Source organism: Xenorhabdus bovienii (assembly GCF_024721015.1).
GTDB lineage: Bacteria > Pseudomonadota > Gammaproteobacteria > Enterobacterales > Enterobacteriaceae > Xenorhabdus > Xenorhabdus bovienii.
This window is the reverse complement of sequence record NZ_JANAIF010000004.1, coordinates 25,095-44,518: the sequence shown is the minus strand read 5'-3', so window position 1 is coordinate 44,518 and position 19,424 is coordinate 25,095. Positions and strand designations below refer to the sequence as shown.

Genomic DNA, 19,424 nt, shown 5'->3' with positions numbered 1-19,424 from the left:
GGATAATAAGCGGATAATAAGCGGATAATAAGCGGATAATAAGCGGATAATAAGCGGATAATAAGCGGATAATAAGCGGATAATAAGCATATAATAAGCATATAATAAGCATATAATAAGCATATAATAATTAATATTTTTTGGATTTAATAAATAGCAGATATGATTTTATATCTACTATTTATTGACGTAATAATTAACCAGAAATTAATTTTTCCAATAAGGGTGATCTGAATAGATGATGAGGATCATATTGTTGCAATGCTGCAACGGATGAAGCCCAATGATTATCAGCAGGCAAGCCATCATTAAATGAAGCCGGGATTGTTTTGGTCAGTGTATCATTATCTTCCCACGCGGCATTTGGGCTATAGGCCCAGCCTTTACTCCATTCAACACGGGCTAAAGCGTACGAGCCATCGAATTCTTTAAATAGCCATTGTTCAAACTTGCGACAAAACTCAATGGCATACGGGGTTCCGGGAAAGGTTAAAACATCGAGCCAAACAGCGACATCCCAATGAGGTTGATCCAAACGTGGGCGTATGGCAGACAAACTTGGCACGACAGCGGCTTCCTGCATAACGTCTTCAGGCGTGTCTAATCCGGTTACCCTGACTTCAAGAGGGCCATTTATTGGGTATTGATTTTTATATTGAAACTCTTTCATCAAGGATTGCCATTCAGAATAAAACTCATGCAGCACTCGCTGAATATCTGCCCGGCGCGTTAATACTGCATAACCATTTGCTGTCACCCGTAATGTCGTGGGTTTCACATATAGCAACAGGTTTTTACTCCAGCCCCAGATATCTTTTCCATTCTTTGGCAGAGTGGTATTCACCAAGGTATATTGCAGAGCGCCTATAGACGGCGTTAGCTGAGGAATACCAGAAAGCATCTCGTTGACAAGTTGAGATAACGAAGATGAGATATTATCGGAAAATGGATAGTTATAAGGTTCTGTCACTTCAACGCTGGAAGCCGGTTTCTCTGGTGCAACACTCCAGACCTTTAACCAGGGCTTATTGGTAAATGGAAATAAGATAACTTCTGCCCGACCACTTTTATCAAGAAAGTGGCTAAGAGTCCTCTGAGTATTTTTGCTTTGCACAGGGGAAAACAACTCAGCAGCAGGGATGTGAGTAAAACTTTCACACCGGAGGCGTTGATTCTGGCCTGCCTGAAGCTGGACTTCCAAAACCATTGAACACCCCAAATGGGTTAACAGAGAAGCGCAGCTGGGTTCATGTCGCTCAAAACGCTTAATGATATATTGCTGGCTTTCTGTATCCCATATGACGGCAGATAAGGCCAATATTGTGTTGCTGAGGGAACCGTAAGTGTACCCAGGCAGGCATGTTTCATTGAGTGCTTTGATTGCGGTTCCATGCCCATTTATTGCCAGAACGGCACCCAGCGTTAAATCTCCGGGGGCAGGGGTTGCGGTAAAGCCTAGCCCGTGTTTCTCCATTTCAGCCATTAGCGTTTCCATCAATATGCCAGTCTGTGCCGTAACGATAGAGAACTGCGAGCGGTGTTCGATGCTTACCTGAGTAAAATACTGGCTGAGATCCATTAACATAACCCGGGATTCAGGCCGCTGTTTTTGCGGAAGTATCAGCGGCGACCAATTATGAGATTGCCCAACGGGTCTCAGCTTATAATTTTCCTTCCAGGCCCAGTTAACGACGGCAAGAATTTCTTCAACAGAGCGTGGTATGCAACAGGGAATGTTATGTTGCTCAATTTCACCTGACCAATTCTTAAAATGCCTATTTTCCCATTTTATCCCGTTGGGAAAGCTGATTAAGTTATATTCTGGTTTAACATGGGGACATTCACTAGCTAAAATATTCTCTTTTCTCATTATATTTGATGAGTTCATATTTTTTATAACCTTAATAATGAAATTATTAGTTTGGATTCTTTTTCGGGTGTAAATAAAAAAAGAATTTTTTTCTAACGGGGTGTAATATATTTTTTGTGAAAGAGGTTCGATGTTACTCGATTAATATTAACAGGATAATTCCGCTTTTATTATCTTATTTGTTTTTTATATTAATTATGGTCGTGATTAATTTATTTGAATTAATTTATGAGATTATGGCATCATTTTCCGGGAGAGCACAAAATCTATGGTTCCCCCAGTTTTTGCAATACTCATTTTGATGTATGGTTGGCTTGCGTAAATCTATCCGGCATCACTCTAGGCAAGGATGCCTGCGCCTTGATGGGTTCCGTGTCTGATGTACCTAAAAATCTGTTCGGCTTCAAAGAGCCATTTTTTATGTTAGGTTTGTCATCAAGCCGTTCATGTCATCAATAATCAGTCTTCGCAAAACCAGATGGTAACTATTTAAATCAACGATAAAGTTGCTGATTAGGGTAACTTTATCGTTATCTTTCAAATACGGTTTGACGGGTTGTTATGGCCTAGGCTATCCGAGCTAACTTGTTTGCCAATGCACATGCGACAACGCAGAAATGCTTTTTCGTCAGCTGATTTCTGACCCAATCCGCTCATCGCATTATTTTTTGGATCATTTTATGAATGGCAACTATTATTTATAGTGATCATATTATATTGTAATTATTATGGCGGTAACTGTTATGAATAGTAACTATAATGACATGGGCTTGCCATCAAGCCGAAATAACCCTGTTGAAAAAGCAAGTCCGGGTGTGTTTGTGTTCAGGGGACCTGATGCCCCCATATCCCGTGGGTCGTAAAAATTATTAGGCAAGAACGTGATGAGCACGGTGCAGTGTGTCCTGATTACGTGCACTCTAGCACTGGCTTTTTGGTATCGGATATGTGGCTTTTGACCGCCCGCCATGCTGTCGAGCAAGGGGGGAGGCCTGTCAGGCCAGAAGACGTGTCCGTTAGGGGCTTTTACAGGACTCAAGAACCCGGCACACCCGTCTCTCAAGTTATGCTGCAAATCGATGCGATTGAATTTTCGCCAAACGGCGGAGATATCGCCGCGCTTCGATTGACTGCGCCCTACAGACTGAACGACTATGCGCCTGTTAATCTACTGCATTCTGCTCAAGGCATGATCGGCATACGTGTCCGTCTGTACGCGTATGCTGATGCAAACAATTACCGTTTGGGAACCGCATTCGGAACGGTATCTCGCGTATATCCAGATCCACAATATCCCCCAACGCAGCAATTATTAGTTCACTATGATGTGGGACAGGGCAGTGGAGTTTCAGAGGCAGGGGATTCCGGCGGGCCGGTGCTCTTGGGTTACCCGATCGACATCGGCCCACGTTCCTATGAAATGGTTGTTGGTCTGCATGTAGGTGGGGAGCCTCTTCAGGCTGAGGGAGATTTTGTGCTACTATCGGATCATCGAGATTTTATTGAGCCTCTCTTGATGCCACAGCTGATAGCCAGCATCTCGGAGTCAAACTATCAACTAGTAACTGCGCTTCATCTGTTAAATAATTGTAGTTATTTTGAACGTCTCGCAAGAGAGCCGTTCAGCCGCGAGGCCGTGCTGTCAGATGATGGGGGTACGACCCCCACTTCCTGTAATGCATTTGATTCGTACCGTTTCTTCTATAAAAAAGCGAGTGACGGTGACAGTTGGGACAACGCGACTGCGTATGAAGTCGACATTTCCGGTCAGTATCAAATATACGAACTTCCGATGGATCCTCCGTTTAAAGCGCACCTGCACAGCGATAGCGAGCTGTGGGATATTACGGCGCTCCCGGTCGGCCCTGGCGGGTGGAATGGGAAAGTATTTGGAGCGGGGAAAAATGGCAAGCCACTGCCAGGAGCCCAAAGTAACTTCTTTGTCAGAACAACCCCGACGGTTTCCCTGCCGACTAATCTGACGGTTAGTGAACAGCCGGGTATGCCCGGAATGGTTAAAGTTTCATGGAAGAATTCTGAATCCCCCATTTCCGGAACGATCAAAGGTTATACGCTATTCTCTATGCCTGCTGACCAGATCCCTTCCTCTTGGGCGGGATGTGAGGGCATTTCTGTTGCTCCGACCTCTTACGAAACGACCTCGGTGGTCATCCCCGTATCGACATCAAGTAACTATGCTTTGCTGGTTTTACCCGCTGTGGGTGATGGGGTTGTGGGTACGCAAGAGAATGGTACGCCTTACTCCGGAACGTATAGTGGTGATCAGGTTACGCTGATTGGCCCACCTGTCGTGCGATATCAAATTCCGAAGGGGGGTGAAAACATGCACATCGATCTCAATAGTCATGGCTATGGGATCATGGCCAATGTCAGCTTCGATGATCAGAATGATTACGAATGGGTTTGGTGCAAAGACAAGCCGGACGGTAATTACTCATCGGGAGGCGACTGGAGCTTCACCAGTGGGAAAAAATCCTCGATCCTCATCTTTGGTTCGCCCGAGAAACCCGCCAGATCAGCAGATTCCGGCTGGTATAAACTGAAGGTGGAAAATGCATTTGGTGTAGTGGAAACGAAGCCGGTTTTCGTCAGAATCGAACCGCCGCCCATGTAGGATAACCTTCATGTCGGAAGCCGCGTGCTGATCAGTAAGATCACCATGAAGTCACGGGAGAAGTCGGCTAGTCTGGCTTCTCCTTTTTTGGCGAAGCGAATGCACTGTTCGCGTACCGAATATCCATTTATGATCTCATTTTCCGGTTGTTATTTTGCTGAAAACTATATACACCCAATGGATTTTAAGATGCAGCGCGACGGCAAGGGAACGAATCCCCAAGCGCATAGATAACTATGTGATTGGGGTGAGTGAACGTAGCCAACAAAGCGGCAACTTGTAAGACGACAGGTATAAACCTAAAAATGATGGATGAAAGAACTCTATGACCTTCAATGTGGCAGAAGCACTTACTGATTTTACCCGACGTTATGTTGAATTGTGGCAGGAGGAGACAGGGCTGCCGCCAGCCAGCAGTGACCTTTATGGTATCCCTTCTTCGTGTATTGAGCGGACAGGGGATGGTGTGGTGTACTGGTTGCCCAAGCTGTTTTCTGTTCACGAAAAACTCAGCAAAGTGGAAACCGCGCTGGACATTCGCTTGCAGGATTCGATTCATGATTACTATGTTACGCAGCTCGCCGGTGACATGCCCGCCAGTTTTGAGGGGCAGAATCTCAGCCTGATTCAGGTATGGAGTGACGATGATTTTATCCGTTTGCAGGAAAACCTGATTGGGCATCTCGTGACACAGAAACGGCTTAAGCTTTCCCCGACGGCATTTATTGCGACGATTGATTCGGAGATGAGCATGATATCTGTGTGTAATTTGACTGGGCAGGTCATTCTTGAACAGTCTGGTAAACCTAAGCGGGTGATCTTATCTGCTGATTTGGCGAGTTTTCTGTCGGTTATCAAGCCAGCCACATCGTTGTAGGTGCAGACATCAGTTTGTTTTTTTGTGAGAGATGTCTCACATGGGGCGTGAGATATCTCTATTAATCATGAAATGAATATTATTTGCGAATATTATTTTTATTTTATATCAATAGCATGAAAATGATGATCACGATCTCCATTTTGTAAAGTCACTGACTGGGCCAATTCAGGTGGCTTGTTTCAACTCTCTGAATAATAGATCCTTTCAGTGTTCCATAAGGAACCACAGTAAAAAATAACCAGGGAATGATACCAACAGGAAGTGGGTTCAAGGATGATAAGGTATAGGCAGGAGCGCCAATACTATCAATATAATGATTTTGTAAGGAATAACTGACAGGGACGTATTTTGTCAGGGAATGAGCAGGGAGCGACCAATTTAGCCGGATTGCTATGACAATCAGTAAGAGGGGAGATTTTATCTCCCCTCTTTTTGTTTCATTTTATCCTGTTCTATTTCATTTTATCCTGCCGCAAGTTTTCCGATGAAATCATATCAGTGATACTCTTACTGCCCCAATGACGTGGTGGCAGCTTCTGTCATCTGATCAATAGCCAAGTATCAGACGAAATATCATGAATACCGAACAACAAATTCTACTTAAATTACAGCTAATTGAAGCTGACATGAAAGCGGCTGGCCTGTGGCGAAGTCATCCTCCCAAGCCGGAAGCTTTTGAAAGCACTGAGCCCTTTTCGCTAGATACGATGTCCGCAGAAGAGTGGCTTCAGTGGGTTTTAATTCCAAGAATACGAGCTATGATAGAACAAAACGCCAACCTGCCGACGGCATTTGATATCACACCTTATTTCGAAGAAGCCTATAAGGAAGAAGCAGAACGTTATCTACCGCTGCTTGAACATCTTCGGGAATTGGACAGCCTGTTTACACAGGATATTTGATATGCTGGATATCATTTATCAGGACGATCATATTGTTGCGGTCAATAAACCTGCGGGTTGGTTAGTGCATCGCAGCTGGCTTGCCCGCCATGAAACGGTCTTTGTCATGCAGACGCTGCGTGATCAAATCGGGCAACATGTTTTCCCCGTCCATCGACTGGATAAACCGACATCCGGCGTTTTGCTGATGGCGCTGTCAAGTGAGGTGGCGAGAACGCTTTCCCAACAATTTGAATGTCACCATATACAAAAAACATATCACGCCATTGTACGCGGTTATGTTGAAGGTGATGGTATTATCGACTACGCACTAATGGAAGAGCTGGATAAAATTGCTGATAAATTCGCTGATACTGACAGGGAAGCACAATCAGCAATCACTCACTATCGTTCATTGGCAAAAGTTGAATGTCCGGTAGAAATAGGACGTTACCCAACATCACGGTTCAGCCTGCTGGAGCTGATGCCAAAAACCGGGCGTAAGCATCAATTACGACGGCATATGTCGCATCTCCGGCATCCCATCATTGGGGATACCACACACGGTGATTTGCGACAAAACCGCGGGGTTGTTAAATATTATCAGACTGGCAGGTTAATGCTGCACGCCAGTCAACTCCAATTGGCGCATCCTGTGACAGGAGAGAATCTTCTTCTGACAGCCCGGTGGGAAGCTTCGTGGCAGCATTTGCTGAAGCAATTTGGCTGGCAGGGTATTTTACCTGAGTTGGAATGTCCAACCACTCATGAATGAACGCAGTACAAACAGGCTAAAGAGATCAATATTTATGGCAAAGATTGGTGTTTTCGTTGGTACAGTTTATGGCAATGCGCTGGCAGTTGCGGAAGAGGCGCTACAGATCCTTCAGCAGCAGGGGCATGAAGTTGAGGTTTTTGAAGATGCGACCTTGACGCAGTGGCAGAAATACCTGCAACAGGTTGTTCTGGTGGTCACATCGTCGACCGGACAGGGTGAATTACCCGATAATATCCAGCCACTTTATTCAGATTTGAATGATAAGTTGGGCCATCAGCCCGACTTACGTTATGGCGTTATCGCTCTTGGTGACAGTAGCTATGACTTCTTTTGTGGCGGTGGCCGCACATTTGACAAACTGTTACAGGAACAGGGAGCAAAGCGTGTGGGCGAAGTCCTGCTGATTGATGGTATTGACGTGGTTGAACCAGAAGTCTTTGCCCAGAACTGGGTTGAGGAGTGGGGCGCTTTACTGACAGAATAGATGTCACACCGCTTATGCCGAGCAGGATAAGCGGTGTAATGACACGGCTGGCGTGATTACTTGCGAGTCAGTTTTTCTAAATCCGCTTCGATTTCTGCAATCTTATTGGCAACAACATGCTCAAGATGGCGGAGATCGTCGAGGATCTTGTGTTTCAAATCGACTTCTACTTGATCACGTTTACAAATTTGATCCAGTTCTTCAATTACATAACGCAAATTAGTGTTAATCTCTTTGACTTCTTTGTAACCTTGCGCTGAATTGTCGTCAGAGATAGTTTTGAGTTGGCGTGGATATTTGAATTTAACACTTTTGGCAAAAAATTCGCCTTTATCCTTACGGAAATAAATCTTCAGAATATCGTTATTCGCTTCCTGACGGAGGCTATAGCGATCAATATCTTCAGGATGTGTGATCCCCAAACTTTTCAAGTTATCGTACATAGAGCGCCTCACCTAATTGAGTGCTAAAAAATAGAGATATCAAAAAAAATAGCGGATTTATTATCCGCTATTTTAAAATTTAGTCTATGTTTCTGAGCAGCTCATTAAGGCCAACTTTACCGCGTGTTTTGGCATCGACCTTTTTCACGATGACTGCGCAATACAGGCTGTAACTGCCATCTTTGGAAGGGAGATTACCTGATACCACAACAGAACCCGCAGGAACCCGGCCGTAATGGATTTCACCTGTTTCACGATCATAAATTTTGGTGCTTTGGCCAATGTAAACCCCCATTGAGATCACGGCACCTTCTTCTACGATAACGCCTTCTACAATTTCAGAGCGTGCGCCGATAAAGCAGTTGTCTTCAATGATAGTCGGATTGGCTTGCAATGGCTCCAGAACGCCACCAATGCCCACACCGCCAGACAAGTGAACGTTTTTGCCGATCTGTGCACAGGAACCTACGGTGGCCCAAGTATCCACCATCGTGCCTTCATCCACATAAGCACCGATGTTGACGTAAGATGGCATCAATACACTGTTGCGGGCAATATATGCCCCTTGGCGAACTGCGGCAGGAGGAACGACGCGAAAACCTTCTTTTTCGAAACGAGCTTGATCATAATCAGCGAATTTCATCGGAACTTTGTCGAAATAGCGACTTTCAGCCCCTTCGATGACCTGATTATCATTAATGCGGAAAGAGAGTAATACGGCCTTTTTTAGCCATTGATGCGTTACCCATTGCCCTGCGATTTTTTCAGCGACACGTAATTTGCCGCTGTCCAGCATCTGAATCACCTGATTGACGGCGTCACGGGTTGCTTCATCAACAGTGCTGGGGGTAATGTCAGTGCGGTTTTCAAACGCATTGTCGATAATGGCTTGTATTTCGATAATGGATTGTAATTTCTGCATCAGTATGGTGTTCCTAATTGTCAGTCAAATTGAGAATATTGTTATACTTTATCCTTGGTGTTGAGGGTTTCTGTCAACCTTTCTGATAATTCTCCCTTGATTTTGTTATCCAGCTCCTGATGGTCTTTATCTGCCAGCACAAAGAAGTCTTCAACGCGCTCACCAATGGTGGTAATCCGCGCGCCATGCAGGGAAACGCCCAGTTCGGCGAAAATATTGCCCACGCGTGCCAGCAGACCGGGTTGATCCAGTGCAACCAGCTCCATATAAGAGCGGCGGGCATTTTGTGCTGGTAAAAAACTCACTTTGGTCGGCACATCAAAATGACGCAGTTTAGCGGGAAGATTACGCGCTTTGGGCGCTTTCGGATGCGGATCGTTCACGACTTTTAATAATGCCCGGCGGATAGGTTCATGACGATCGAGCGCCAGCGGATGACCATTGGGTTCCAGTACAATAAAGGTATCCATCGCCATTTCATCGCGATTGGTAAAGATCTGAGCATCGTGGACACTGAGGTTACGTCTGTCCAACTCTCCGACTACAGCCGCGAAAAGCGAAGGTCTGTCCTGACACCAGATAAAAATTTCGGTTCCACCGTGGGAAAATGCGGTGCTGATTAACACCATGGGCTGCGCAGATTGATGTTGGATTAAATGGCCGGCATGCCAGGCCAGTTGATCCGGCGTATGGCGCAGGAAATAATCCGCATGGCAGCGGCTCCAGATATTGTGTAATTGTTCTTCGTCGGTTCCTTCCTGTCGCAGTAAAGCTAATGCCTGTAAACGATTATGGCGGACACGTTCACGCAGGTCAGGCGTATTCTGTATACCTTGGCGTAACTGGGTTTCAGTGGCGAAATAGAGTTCGCGTATCAGGCTCTGCTTCCAACTGTTCCACAATTTGGAGTTGGTGGCGCAGATATCTGCGACGGTAAGGCAGAGCAGGTAATTCAGCCGGTTTTGATTTTTGACTTGGCCGGCAAATTGCTGGATGACGTCAGGATCTTGAATATCCCGCCGCTGTGCAGTGACTGACATCAGCAAATGGTCGCGAACCAGCCATTCCACTAATTCGGCCTCACGGGTAGTCAGACCATGTTGGCGTGCAAATGTAAACGCATCTTTGGCGCCCAGTTCAGAATGATCGCCATTACGCCCCTTGGCGATATCATGGAAAAAGGCCGCCAGCCGTAAGAGTTCCGGCTGAGGAATGCGGGGATACAGTTCGACACATAAGGGATGGATCACCCGGTTGTTTTCATCGGCGAAACTTTCGAGTTTTTGCAGTACCCGAAGGGTGTGCTCATCAACGGTATAAGCGTGGAAAAGGTCAAATTGCATCTGGCCGACAATATTGCTCCAGAGCGGCATATAAGCACCTAGAACGCTATGGCGGTGCATCGGGAGCAGTGCGTTTTTAACGGCACGAGGATGGCGCAGGATATTCATGAAAAGTTTTCGTGCTTCGGGCAACTCACACAAAGGATATTTGAGGTTTCTACGGGCGTAGCGAAGCTGGCGTAATGTGGTGGAATAGATCCCCTTAATTTCCCGATGTTCAGCCATGTGGTAAAACATTTTTAAAATTGAGGTTGGATCTTGGATAAACAGGGTTTCATCGCTTAAGTCGATAAGATCTCCCCGCAACTGAAACGCTTCATTCAAGGGACGTGGTTTTTCATCGGGCTGTAATGTCAGGATCGCTTCATCAAAGAGTTGAAGTAGCATATCATTCAATTCACTGACACGGCGGGTCACTCGGTAGAAATTTTTCATCATCCGTTCGACAGGTTGATTGCGTTCTCCTTCATAACCGAGCAATTGGGCAACATTGAACTGACGTTCAAACAGTAGCCGATTGTCATAGCGCGTGACGACCAAATGGAGGGCAAAACGGATGCGCCAGAGAAAATCCTGGCATTCATTTAATTCATTGCGCTCCTCGCGGGTCAGGAAGCCGAAATCCACCATTTCATCCAGCGAAGCTGCCCCAAAATGGCGGCGAGCAACCCAAAGCAGGGTATGAATATCCCGGAGCCCGCCGGGGCTGCTTTTGATATCCGGCTCTAGATTATAACTGGTGCTGTGATAACGCTGGTGGCGTTCCCACTGTTCGCGGAGTTTTGCTGCGAAAAACGTTGCGGAAGGCCAAAAGTCATCGCTGAAAATGTGCTTTTGTAACCGCAGGAACAGAGGCAGATCACCGCAGATCAAACGTGATTCAATCAGATTTGTGGCAACGGTTAAATCCGATAACCCTTCATGCAGGCACTCTTCAAAGGTTCTGACACTATGGCCCACTTCCAGACGGATATCCCAGAGCAGGGTTATGAATTGCCCGATATTGTGGGCTTGATCTTCAGTCAGTTGGCTCTCGCTGAGAACCAATAAATCAATATCGGAGAGGGGATGCAATTCGCGTCGGCCATAACCACCTACTGCAATCAGGGAAAGTGAAGTGAGCTGATCGAAACCGTAAGCCTGCCACAGGCGCATCAGGAGACGATCAATATAATCACTGCGGGCTGAAATCAGTGCTTCTGGCGAGATCCCCGCTTTGAATGCCTGCTGAAGCCACAATTGAAATTCATCAACATGCTGTTTCAATGCCGGGCGTTGAAGATCATTGAGGGAAAATTCCGCAGGAGAGAGGGGAGGAATGGGCGCGTGTGCAAAGGTGATATCAACTGACATATGCAGAAACCTATGATGAGAAAAACGTGAGATGAACAGACGTTATTGGCAGATAATGAAGCCCTTGGGGACAGTTTATGTACAAGGGCTTCGATTATCAACGCCGTCTTATCTACGTGATTTCTGCCAATGATTGCAAAATCGCGCCAGCAGGCAATTATTCGTTAATCAGCACGGCTGAGATATGGGGTTCTTCTTCTTTGCGCAATGTCATGATTTCACAGCCATTGTCGGTGACGACGATGGTGTGCTCATACTGAGCAGACCAGCCGTGGTCTTTGGTTTTGACTGTCCAGCCATCTTTCATGGTGCGGATACGGGAATCGCCGGTATTGACCATCGGTTCAATCGTGAACGCCATCCCTTTCTGCAATACAACGCCACCATCATCGGCATCATAATGGAGTACATGGGGTTCTTCGTGGAAGACCCTGCCGATACCATGGCCGCAGTATTCGCGGACGACAGAGTAATCCTGCCCTTCCACATACTGTTGGATCGCTTTGCCAAGGCTGCGCAGGCGGATGCCGGGTTTCACCATTTTCAGCGCAAGGTACAGGCTTTCCTGGGTAACGCGGCACAGACGCTCGCCCTGAATAGTCGGTTTGCCGACAATGAACATTTTGGAGGTATCGCCGTGAAATTCCTCTTTGATGACAGTGACATCAATGTTGACGATATCGCCTTCTTTCAGCGCCTTGTCATCGCTGGGAATACCGTGACAAATCACATCATTGACGGAGATGCATACGGATTTCGGGAAACCGTGGTAGCCAAGACAGGCAGAAATTGCCTGCTGTTTATGGGTAATGTGATCGTGGCAAATACGATCAAGCTCACCTGTGGTCACACCAACCTTAACGTAAGGTTCGATCATTTCCAGAACTTCGGCTGCCAGACGTCCGGCAACGCGCATTTTCTGGATGTCTTCATCTGTTTTGATAGAAATAGCCATGAAATCGGTCCATTCAAGTCGGAAATTTACCCGACTGTTTGATGTTAACTAAGGAAAAATGCTGGTAGTTATGGTATCAGTCCACAGAATATCTGCCAATAACCGTTGACAGATCTGCCTACCAGAAAGCGGTAACAAATGTTGGAGTTTGGAGGCTATTTGTGGTATAAAGCGCGCCGGCATTCTGCATAATTGTTTCTGCCAGATTCGGTTTTTCAGCGATGCTAAATTAACTCATTTGTGTAAATAACACACACGGATCGACACATATACCGGGGTGCTCTCATGTGGTTCGCTCTTCTATGAATAGCTTCGCAGTCAAAGAGTCGGTGTTATGGGATCTGTGGAGGCATAACCCCAATTAACTTTATAGAGGTTTAAAATGGCAACTGTTTCCATGCGCGATATGCTGCAAGCGGGCGTTCACTTCGGTCACCAGACTCGTTACTGGAACCCAAAAATGAAACCTTTCATCTTTGGCGCTCGTAACAAAGTTCATATCATCAACCTGGAAAAAACTGTTCCAATGTTCAATATTGCATTGGCAGAGCTGAACAAAATTGCTTCCCGTAAAGGCAAAATTCTGTTTGTTGGCACCAAGCGTGCGGCCAGCGAAGGAATCAAAGAAGAAGCACTGGGCTGTGACCAATACTTTGTTAACCACCGTTGGTTAGGTGGTATGCTGACTAACTGGAAAACTGTGCGTCAGTCAATCAAGCGTCTGAAAGATCTGGAAATTCAGTCTCAGGACGGTACTTTTGACAAGCTGACCAAGAAAGAAGCGCTGATGCGTACTCGTGAGCTTGGCAAACTGGAAAACAGCCTGGGCGGTATCAAAGACATGGGCGGCCTGCCTGATGCTCTGTTTGTTATCGATGCTGAACACGAACACATTGCTATCAAAGAAGCAAATAACTTGGGTATCCCAGTATTCGCTATCGTTGATACTAACTCTGATCCAGACGGCGTTGATTTCATCATCCCTGGTAACGACGACGCAATCCGTGCAGTAAAACTGTACTTGGGCGCTGTGGCTACTGCTGTTCGTGAAGGTCGTTCACAAGATCTGGCTGTTCAAGCTGAAGAAGGTCTTGTAGACGCTGAATAATAAGGCATGCTCATTCTTGAGCCCTTATTGACCAGGTATTGAAATATATTGGTTAGGGGGCCTGTCACGGCCCCCTTTACATATCTGATATAGAACTATCCACGCGGAATATTATCTTCCCGCGAGACACATCGAGGAATAAAACAAATGGCTGACATTACCGCTGCTCTGGTAAAAGAACTGCGTGAGCGTACTGGCGCAGGCATGATGGAATGTAAAAAAGCACTGGTTGAAGCAAATGGTGATATCGAGCTGGCTATCGATAACATGCGTAAATCAGGTCAGGCAAAAGCTGCTAAGAAAGCAGGCCGTGTTGCGGCTGAAGGTGTTATCCTGGTTGAAGTTGCAGCTGACGCTAAATATGCGGGTATTGTTGAACTGAACTGTGAAACTGACTTCGTTGCTAAAGACTCTGGCTTCCTGGCGTTCGGTAAAGAAGTGATTGCTGCCGTTATGGCTGACAAAAATGCTGACATTGATGCACTGAAAGCTCAGTTCGAAGAACAGCGTGCTAACCTGGTAGCGAAAATCGGTGAAAACATCAACATCCGTCGCGTAACTATCCTGGAAGGTGACGCAGTAGGTTCTTACCTGCACGGTGCTCGCATCGGTGTTCTGGTTGCTGCTGAAGGCGCAAGCGAAGAACTGATCAAGCACGTTGCAATGCACGTTGCTGCAAGTAAGCCAGAATACGTGAACCCAACTGACGTTCCTGCTGATGTTGTTGCGCGTGAACACCAGATCCAGATGGATATCGCAATGCAATCAGGCAAACCACGCGAAATCGCAGAGAAAATGGTTTCTGGCCGCATGAACAAATTCACTGGCGAAATCTCTCTGACGGGTCAAAACTTCGTGATGGATCCAAGCAAAACGGTTGGTGACCTGATGAAAGAAAATAATGCTAAAGTTATCAACTTCATCCGTTTTGAAGTCGGTGAAGGCATTGAGAAAGTTGAAGCTGATTTCGCAGCAGAAGTTGCTGCAATGAGCAAGCAGTCTTAATGTTTTGAACAGAACCGCCAATCGGCGGTTCTGTTTTATTTCATGATGAATTTTTACATCTGGGCTGCATAGCATGGATGTGTAATTGTAATAAATCCCCAATATCCTTATCTGCTTAGGACTGAACACCATGGCAACCAATGCAAAACCCGTATATCAGAGAATCCTGCTTAAGCTCAGTGGAGAAGCCCTGCAAGGCGCAGAAGGTTTTGGTATCGATGCCAGCGTCTTAGACCGCATGGCTCAGGAAGTCAAAGAACTGGTTGAGCTGGGTATTCAGGTCGGTGTCGTTATTGGCGGAGGTAACCTGTTTCGTGGAGCCGGTCTGGCCGAAGCAGGAATGAACCGTGTAGTCGGCGATCACATGGGCATGTTGGCAACCGTAATGAACGGTCTGGCGATGCGCGATGCCTTACACCGCGCCTATGTGAACGCTCGTTTGATGTCTGCCATTCCACTGAATGGAGTGTGTGACAATTATAGCTGGGCTGAGGCTATCAGCTTACTGCGTCACGGTCGTGTTGTTATTTTCTCTGCAGGTACTGGCAACCCATTCTTTACGACAGATTCCGCAGCATGCTTGCGCGGCATTGAAATTGAAGCGGATGTTGTGTTAAAAGCAACCAAAGTTGATGGGGTCTATTCTAGTGACCCTGCTAAAGATACTGAAGCTGTTCTTTACAGTAAGCTCACTTATCAGGAAGTATTGGAGCGTGAACTGAAAGTCATGGATCTAGCCGCCTTTACTCTGGCTCGTGACCATAGTATCCCAATTCGTGTCTTCAATATGAACAAGCCAGGCGCACTTCGTCGTGTTGTGATGGGGGAAAGTGAAGGTACGTTGATTTCTCACGGATAATGCTCAGAGACACCGATGAAATTTGACGGTATGATCAGCGTACTGATGCTCCAAACTTAATGATACAGGGCCATGATATCTTATTTTGATATTCGTGGGCTACAAAATAACCAGTTCCCAAGGGTTTGTAACGTGATTAATGAAATCAAGAAAGACGCACAAGACCGCATGGAAAAAAGCGTCGAAGCACTGAAAAGCCAAATCAGTAAGATTCGTACAGGCCGTGCCTCTCCCAGCCTGCTGGATGGTATCAACGTCGAGTATTACGGCTCTGCGACCCCATTACGTCAGATTGCCAGCGTCGTTGTTGAAGACGCACGTACTTTAGCGATAACGGTTTTTGATCGTTCCATGACGCCTGCTATCGAAAAAGCGATTATGGCTTCCGATCTGGGTCTGAACCCATCTTCTGCTGGAACCATTATCCGTGTTCCACTGCCAGCACTGACAGAAGAGCGTCGTAAAGATCTGATCAAAGTTGTGCGTGGCGATGCAGAACAAGGCCGTGTGTCCGTGCGTAATATCCGTCGTGACGCCAATGATAAGGTTAAGGCACTGCTGAAAGACAAAGAAATCAGTGAAGATGAAGAACGCCGTTCACAAGACGAAATTCAGAAACTGACTGACAATTTCATCAAGAAAATTGATGAAGCATTGGCAAGTAAAGAAACTGAATTGATGGATTTCTAATTGCCATTTCACGAATATAACGCCGCAGTCCTTGCGGCGTTATTCTTTGCATCACATTTCTTTCTCAAGCGATGGACATACCGATCGGGACGGCTCAAACTATTGACATTTTATGTCAGTAGAATACTCAGAGTATTAAAATGAAACGCTTAACTATCCTTGGCTCAACGGGTTCGATTGGGAAAAGTACCCTCTCTGTTGTCAGAAATAACCTGGATAAATTCCAAGTTGTGGCACTCGTCGCTGGGAAAAATATTGAAATCATGGCACAGCAGTGTCTGGAGTTTCGCCCTCAATATGCGGCAATGGCGGATGCGCACTCAGCAACGGTATTACGGCAGTTATTGCAAGAGCAGGGAAGCCAGACAGAAGTGTTGTCCGGTAGGGAAGCCATTTGTGATTTAGCTGCGTTGGACAATGTTGATCAAGTCATGTCCGCGATTGTCGGTGTTGCCGGGTTATTGCCGACGCTGGCGGCTATCCGCAAAGGTAAGCAAGTCTTGTTGGCCAACAAAGAATCACTCATTACCAGTGGGCGTTTGTTCATGGAGGCGGTGAATCAATATCAAGCGCAACTGTTGCCCATCGATAGTGAACATAATGCCATCTTCCAGAGCTTGCCTGAATCTGTTCAGCACAATCTTGGAAATGCAAGTTTAAAACAACATGGTATCTCCAGTATTATCCTGACGGGATCAGGTGGGCCGTTCCGCAGAACCCCCCTGGAGAAATTGCTTGATGTCACACCTGATGAAGCCTGTGCTCACCCCGTCTGGTCTATGGGACGCAAAATTTCTGTTGATTCCGCAACCATGATGAACAAAGGGCTGGAATATATCGAAGCCCGTTACCTGTTCAATGCTTCTGCTGATGAAATTGAAGTGCTGCTCCATCCTCAATCAGTGATCCATTCGATGGTTCGTTATCAGGATGGCAGCATCATTGCTCAGTTAGGAACGCAGGATATGTGTACCCCAATAGCCTATGCAATGGCTTATCCTAATCGCATTGCTTCTGGTGCAAAACCTCTGGATTTTACTGAACTGAGCACACTCACTTTTGAAGCGTTGGATTATCGGCGTTACCCTTGTCTGAAACTGGCCATCGATGCCTGCCATGAAGGTCAGGCGGCAACAACCGCGTTGAATGCCGCCAATGAAGAGACGGTCAGTGCTTTCTTGAAAGATGGGATCCGTTTCACCGATATCGTGATGATTAATCGGCTGGTCGTCGAAAAATTAAATTTGTCTGAACCTCAAAGTATCGAAGAGGTCTTAGAAATCGATAAAGTCGCTAGAAAATTAGTAAAAGAAACGATTAAGACCTTTTCCAAATAGCGAATCTTGCTAATAAGTATATATTTGTTTGCGTTTTGGCAAATGGTATAGTTCGCGGGTAAATAATAGTTGTTATAATAGCCGGTTCAATATTTGTCACACGTTTTCCGAGTGTGTGCCAAAGATAGAGGCTTTCATTCGGGCCATGCCCCAGAAATAGCCGTGGTAATTGTTGACACGGCTTTTTCATGTTTGAAAGTATTTGAACCCATAGAAGAACCAGCTTAGTTATTTAAGGATCATTTTGAGTGATATCTTCCAGTGACTGTAACTCATTGCTAACGTTACCCAGACATGTTGCCATTATTATGGATGGCAATGGCCGCTGGGCAAAACAACGTGGGAAGTTAAGGGTTTTTGGCCATCGCGCCGGTGTTAAAGCTGTGCGGGTTGCCGTGAGTTTTTCGGTTAAACACAATATTGAATCACTGACGTTATATGCTTTCAGCAGTGAGAACTGGAATCGCCCACAGCAGGAAGTCAGTTCATTAATGGAGTTGTTTGTTTTTGCTCTTGATAATGAAGTGAAGAGCTTGCATAAGCACAATGTGAAATTGTCTGTTATTGGTGATATCAGTCGGTTTAGCTCACGGTTGCAGGAACGTATTCGCCGTTCAGTTGAATTGACGGCGGGCAATACCGGATTGCAGCTTAATATTGCCGCCAATTATGGCGGGCGTTGGGATTTGGCTCAGGGCGTTAAGCAAATCGCTGAAAAAATCAGGGCGAATGAGCTGGAGCCCGAGGAAATTACTGAAGCCACAGTGGGCAGCTTCATCAATTTGAGTGAGCAACCTGAAGTTGATCTGGTGATCAGGACGGGCGGCGAACACCGTATCAGTAATTTTCTGTTATGGCAGATAGCTTATGCAGAATTGTATTTTACCGATATACTTTGGCCTGATTTCGATGAAACTGTTTTTGAAGGTGCCATTAATGCCTTTGTTAAACGAGAACGCCGATTCGGCGGAACAATACCAGACGATGCCGAAGTGGGATCATAGGAGGAAAACTTGCTGAAGTACCGTCTTTTAACTACGTTGATATTAATTCCAATTGTTATTGCAGCACTGTTTTTACTTCCTCCATCCGGGTTTGGATTGGTTGTTATTACAGTATCAGTACTTGCCGCATGGGAATGGGGGCAATTTGCTGGGCTCTTCACACAAGCTAAACGTATTACGCTGGCCGTGTTATTTGCCGTAGGGCTACTGGCCTTACAGTATTCTTTGTCAGATCTTTCCCATCTTATTGAAAAGCCACTGATTGTATATCTATTGTGGGCTGGCATGATTTGGTGGGCTGCGGCTATCCTGTTGGTCATCACTTATCCTGCTTCTGCCTCAATCTGGAAGTCATCAACTGCACTGCGCCTGTTGTTTGGCGTTCTGACTATCGTGCCATTTTATTGCGGAATGATGGTGCTTCGAACTCAGGGATATGAAAACAACCCCTATCATGGTGCATGGTGGCTATTGTATGCGATGCTGCTGGTATGGGGAGCCGATTCCGGTGCCTATATTTTTGGCCGGACACTGGGTAAACACAAAATGGCACCGAGAGTATCTCCGGGCAAAACACTTGAAGGTTTGGTCGGAGGAGTACTGACTGCTACGCTTATTTCGTGGTTGTTCGGTAAATTTGCGCCAGTACCGGTAATACCTGAAAACTTATTATTGATTTCGGCTGTGGTTGTGATTGCCTCTGTCTTCGGTGACTTGACCGAGAGTATGTTCAAAAGAGAATCAGGCATCAAAGACAGCAGCCTGCTGATCCCCGGGCATGGTGGGGTTATGGACAGGGTAGATAGCCTGACAGCAGCAATTCCTGTGTTCGCGGGATTGGTACTGTTAATTTCTTCTGGATTTGGTCTCTGAGGGT

Annotated in this window: 18 protein-coding genes; 13 read left to right on the top strand and 5 right to left on the bottom strand. The window is 46.1% G+C overall.

The genetic code is table 11. The features are described 5' to 3' along the window. Positions 1–196: 196 nt before the first annotated feature. Positions 197–1,888 (bottom strand): cholesterol oxidase substrate-binding domain-containing protein, encoded by a 1,692-nt coding sequence (locus tag NXS07_RS02100; protein ID WP_258086074.1) that lies wholly within the window; start codon positions 1,886–1,888, stop codon positions 197–199. An 829-nt stretch (positions 1,889–2,717) separates the two neighbouring features. Between NXS07_RS02100 and NXS07_RS02095 the strand changes: the two genes are divergently transcribed. The 6 genes from NXS07_RS02095 to NXS07_RS02070 all read left to right on the top strand — a co-directional run bounded on the left by NXS07_RS02095 (position 2,718) and on the right by NXS07_RS02070 (position 7,528). After that, the gene (locus tag NXS07_RS02095) at positions 2,718–4,505 is read left to right on the top strand and encodes a trypsin-like serine peptidase (RefSeq protein WP_258086104.1); all 1,788 of its coding nucleotides are present in this window, start codon (positions 2,718–2,720) and stop codon (positions 4,503–4,505) included. Positions 4,506–4,529: 24 nt separating this feature from the next. Next, positions 4,530–4,739 carry a hypothetical protein gene (locus NXS07_RS02090; protein ID WP_155271802.1) on the top strand — a complete coding sequence of 70 codons (210 nt, stop codon included), beginning with the start codon at positions 4,530–4,532 and terminating at the stop codon, positions 4,737–4,739. 91 nt (positions 4,740–4,830) lie between these two features. Then, entirely contained in the window at positions 4,831–5,382 is a 552-nt protein-coding gene (syd, locus tag NXS07_RS02085; RefSeq protein WP_258086073.1) for a SecY-interacting protein, read from the top strand. A 578-nt stretch (positions 5,383–5,960) separates the two neighbouring features. Then, positions 5,961–6,287 carry a YqcC family protein gene (locus NXS07_RS02080; protein ID WP_046337552.1) on the top strand — a complete coding sequence of 109 codons (327 nt, stop codon included), beginning with the start codon at positions 5,961–5,963 and terminating at the stop codon, positions 6,285–6,287. 1 nt (position 6,288) lies between these two features. Continuing rightward, a complete protein-coding gene (gene truC, locus NXS07_RS02075) occupies positions 6,289–7,041 on the top strand; it encodes a tRNA pseudouridine(65) synthase TruC (protein ID WP_258086072.1) in 753 nt (250 codons plus the stop codon). A 34-nt stretch (positions 7,042–7,075) separates the two neighbouring features. Continuing rightward, entirely contained in the window at positions 7,076–7,528 is a 453-nt protein-coding gene (locus NXS07_RS02070) for a flavodoxin (protein WP_038195310.1), read from the top strand. A 56-nt stretch (positions 7,529–7,584) separates the two neighbouring features. On the opposite strand, the gene NXS07_RS02065 is transcribed toward NXS07_RS02070, so the two are convergent. The 4 genes from NXS07_RS02065 to map form a co-directional block, all read right to left on the bottom strand. Continuing rightward, entirely contained in the window at positions 7,585–7,971 is a 387-nt protein-coding gene (locus NXS07_RS02065; RefSeq protein WP_038195309.1) for a DUF3461 family protein, read from the bottom strand. A 79-nt stretch (positions 7,972–8,050) separates the two neighbouring features. Next, entirely contained in the window at positions 8,051–8,893 is an 843-nt protein-coding gene (gene dapD / locus NXS07_RS02060) for a 2,3,4,5-tetrahydropyridine-2,6-dicarboxylate N-succinyltransferase (RefSeq protein ID WP_038185217.1), read from the bottom strand. A 41-nt stretch (positions 8,894–8,934) separates the two neighbouring features. Next, positions 8,935–11,589: a bifunctional uridylyltransferase/uridylyl-removing protein GlnD gene (gene glnD, locus NXS07_RS02055; protein WP_258086071.1), complete on the bottom strand. Its 2,655-nt coding sequence runs from the start codon at positions 11,587–11,589 to the stop codon at positions 8,935–8,937. Positions 11,590–11,746: 157 nt separating this feature from the next. Next, a complete protein-coding gene (gene map, locus NXS07_RS02050) occupies positions 11,747–12,544 on the bottom strand; it encodes a type I methionyl aminopeptidase (protein WP_038185212.1) in 798 nt (265 codons plus the stop codon). 382 nt (positions 12,545–12,926) lie between these two features. On the opposite strand from map, the gene rpsB reads away from it, so the two are divergent. The 7 genes from rpsB (at position 12,927) to cdsA (ending at position 19,420) form a co-directional block, all read left to right on the top strand. Then, a complete protein-coding gene (gene rpsB / locus NXS07_RS02045; RefSeq protein WP_038195305.1) occupies positions 12,927–13,652 on the top strand; it encodes a 30S ribosomal protein S2 in 726 nt (241 codons plus the stop codon). A 147-nt stretch (positions 13,653–13,799) separates the two neighbouring features. Next, positions 13,800–14,657: a translation elongation factor Ts gene (gene tsf, locus NXS07_RS02040; RefSeq protein ID WP_038195304.1), complete on the top strand. Its 858-nt coding sequence runs from the start codon at positions 13,800–13,802 to the stop codon at positions 14,655–14,657. Between the two features lie 130 nt (positions 14,658–14,787). After that, a complete protein-coding gene (pyrH, locus tag NXS07_RS02035; protein ID WP_012987189.1) occupies positions 14,788–15,516 on the top strand; it encodes a UMP kinase in 729 nt (242 codons plus the stop codon). Positions 15,517–15,648: 132 nt separating this feature from the next. Beyond that, on the top strand, positions 15,649–16,206 hold the full coding sequence (gene frr / locus NXS07_RS02030) for a ribosome recycling factor (RefSeq protein ID WP_038195303.1): 558 nt from the start codon (positions 15,649–15,651) through the stop codon (positions 16,204–16,206). Positions 16,207–16,346: 140 nt separating this feature from the next. Further along, positions 16,347–17,543, top strand: a complete 1,197-nt coding sequence (ispC, locus tag NXS07_RS02025; protein ID WP_258086070.1) for a 1-deoxy-D-xylulose-5-phosphate reductoisomerase — start codon at positions 16,347–16,349, stop codon at positions 17,541–17,543. 308 nt (positions 17,544–17,851) lie between these two features. Beyond that, positions 17,852–18,547 (top strand): (2E,6E)-farnesyl-diphosphate-specific ditrans,polycis-undecaprenyl-diphosphate synthase, encoded by a 696-nt coding sequence (ispU, locus tag NXS07_RS02020; protein WP_230578377.1) that lies wholly within the window; start codon positions 17,852–17,854, stop codon positions 18,545–18,547. A gap of 9 nt (positions 18,548–18,556) precedes the next feature. Next, positions 18,557–19,420 (top strand): phosphatidate cytidylyltransferase, encoded by an 864-nt coding sequence (gene cdsA / locus NXS07_RS02015; protein ID WP_258086069.1) that lies wholly within the window; start codon positions 18,557–18,559, stop codon positions 19,418–19,420. The last annotated feature ends 4 nt before the right edge of the window (positions 19,421–19,424 follow it).

Excerpts from the sequence above, each read along its gene's own strand:
- NXS07_RS02100 (WP_258086074.1), bottom strand. The coding sequence starts at position 1,888 with ATGAACTCATCAAATATAATGAGAAAAGAGAATATTTTAGCTAGTGAA.
- syd (WP_258086073.1), top strand. The coding sequence starts at position 4,831 with ATGACCTTCAATGTGGCAGAAGCACTTACTGATTTTACCCGACGTTAT.
- NXS07_RS02080 (WP_046337552.1), top strand. The coding sequence starts at position 5,961 with ATGAATACCGAACAACAAATTCTACTTAAATTACAGCTAATTGAAGCT.
- truC (WP_258086072.1), top strand. The coding sequence starts at position 6,289 with ATGCTGGATATCATTTATCAGGACGATCATATTGTTGCGGTCAATAAA.
- NXS07_RS02070 (WP_038195310.1), top strand. The coding sequence starts at position 7,076 with ATGGCAAAGATTGGTGTTTTCGTTGGTACAGTTTATGGCAATGCGCTG.
- NXS07_RS02065 (WP_038195309.1), bottom strand. The coding sequence starts at position 7,971 with ATGTACGATAACTTGAAAAGTTTGGGGATCACACATCCTGAAGATATT.
- dapD (WP_038185217.1), bottom strand. The coding sequence starts at position 8,893 with ATGCAGAAATTACAATCCATTATCGAAATACAAGCCATTATCGACAAT.
- glnD (WP_258086071.1), bottom strand. The coding sequence starts at position 11,589 with ATGTCAGTTGATATCACCTTTGCACACGCGCCCATTCCTCCCCTCTCT.
- map (WP_038185212.1), bottom strand. The coding sequence starts at position 12,544 with ATGGCTATTTCTATCAAAACAGATGAAGACATCCAGAAAATGCGCGTT.
- rpsB (WP_038195305.1), top strand. The coding sequence starts at position 12,927 with ATGGCAACTGTTTCCATGCGCGATATGCTGCAAGCGGGCGTTCACTTC.
- tsf (WP_038195304.1), top strand. The coding sequence starts at position 13,800 with ATGGCTGACATTACCGCTGCTCTGGTAAAAGAACTGCGTGAGCGTACT.
- pyrH (WP_012987189.1), top strand. The coding sequence starts at position 14,788 with ATGGCAACCAATGCAAAACCCGTATATCAGAGAATCCTGCTTAAGCTC.
- ispC (WP_258086070.1), top strand. The coding sequence starts at position 16,347 with ATGAAACGCTTAACTATCCTTGGCTCAACGGGTTCGATTGGGAAAAGT.
- ispU (WP_230578377.1), top strand. The coding sequence starts at position 17,852 with ATGGATGGCAATGGCCGCTGGGCAAAACAACGTGGGAAGTTAAGGGTT.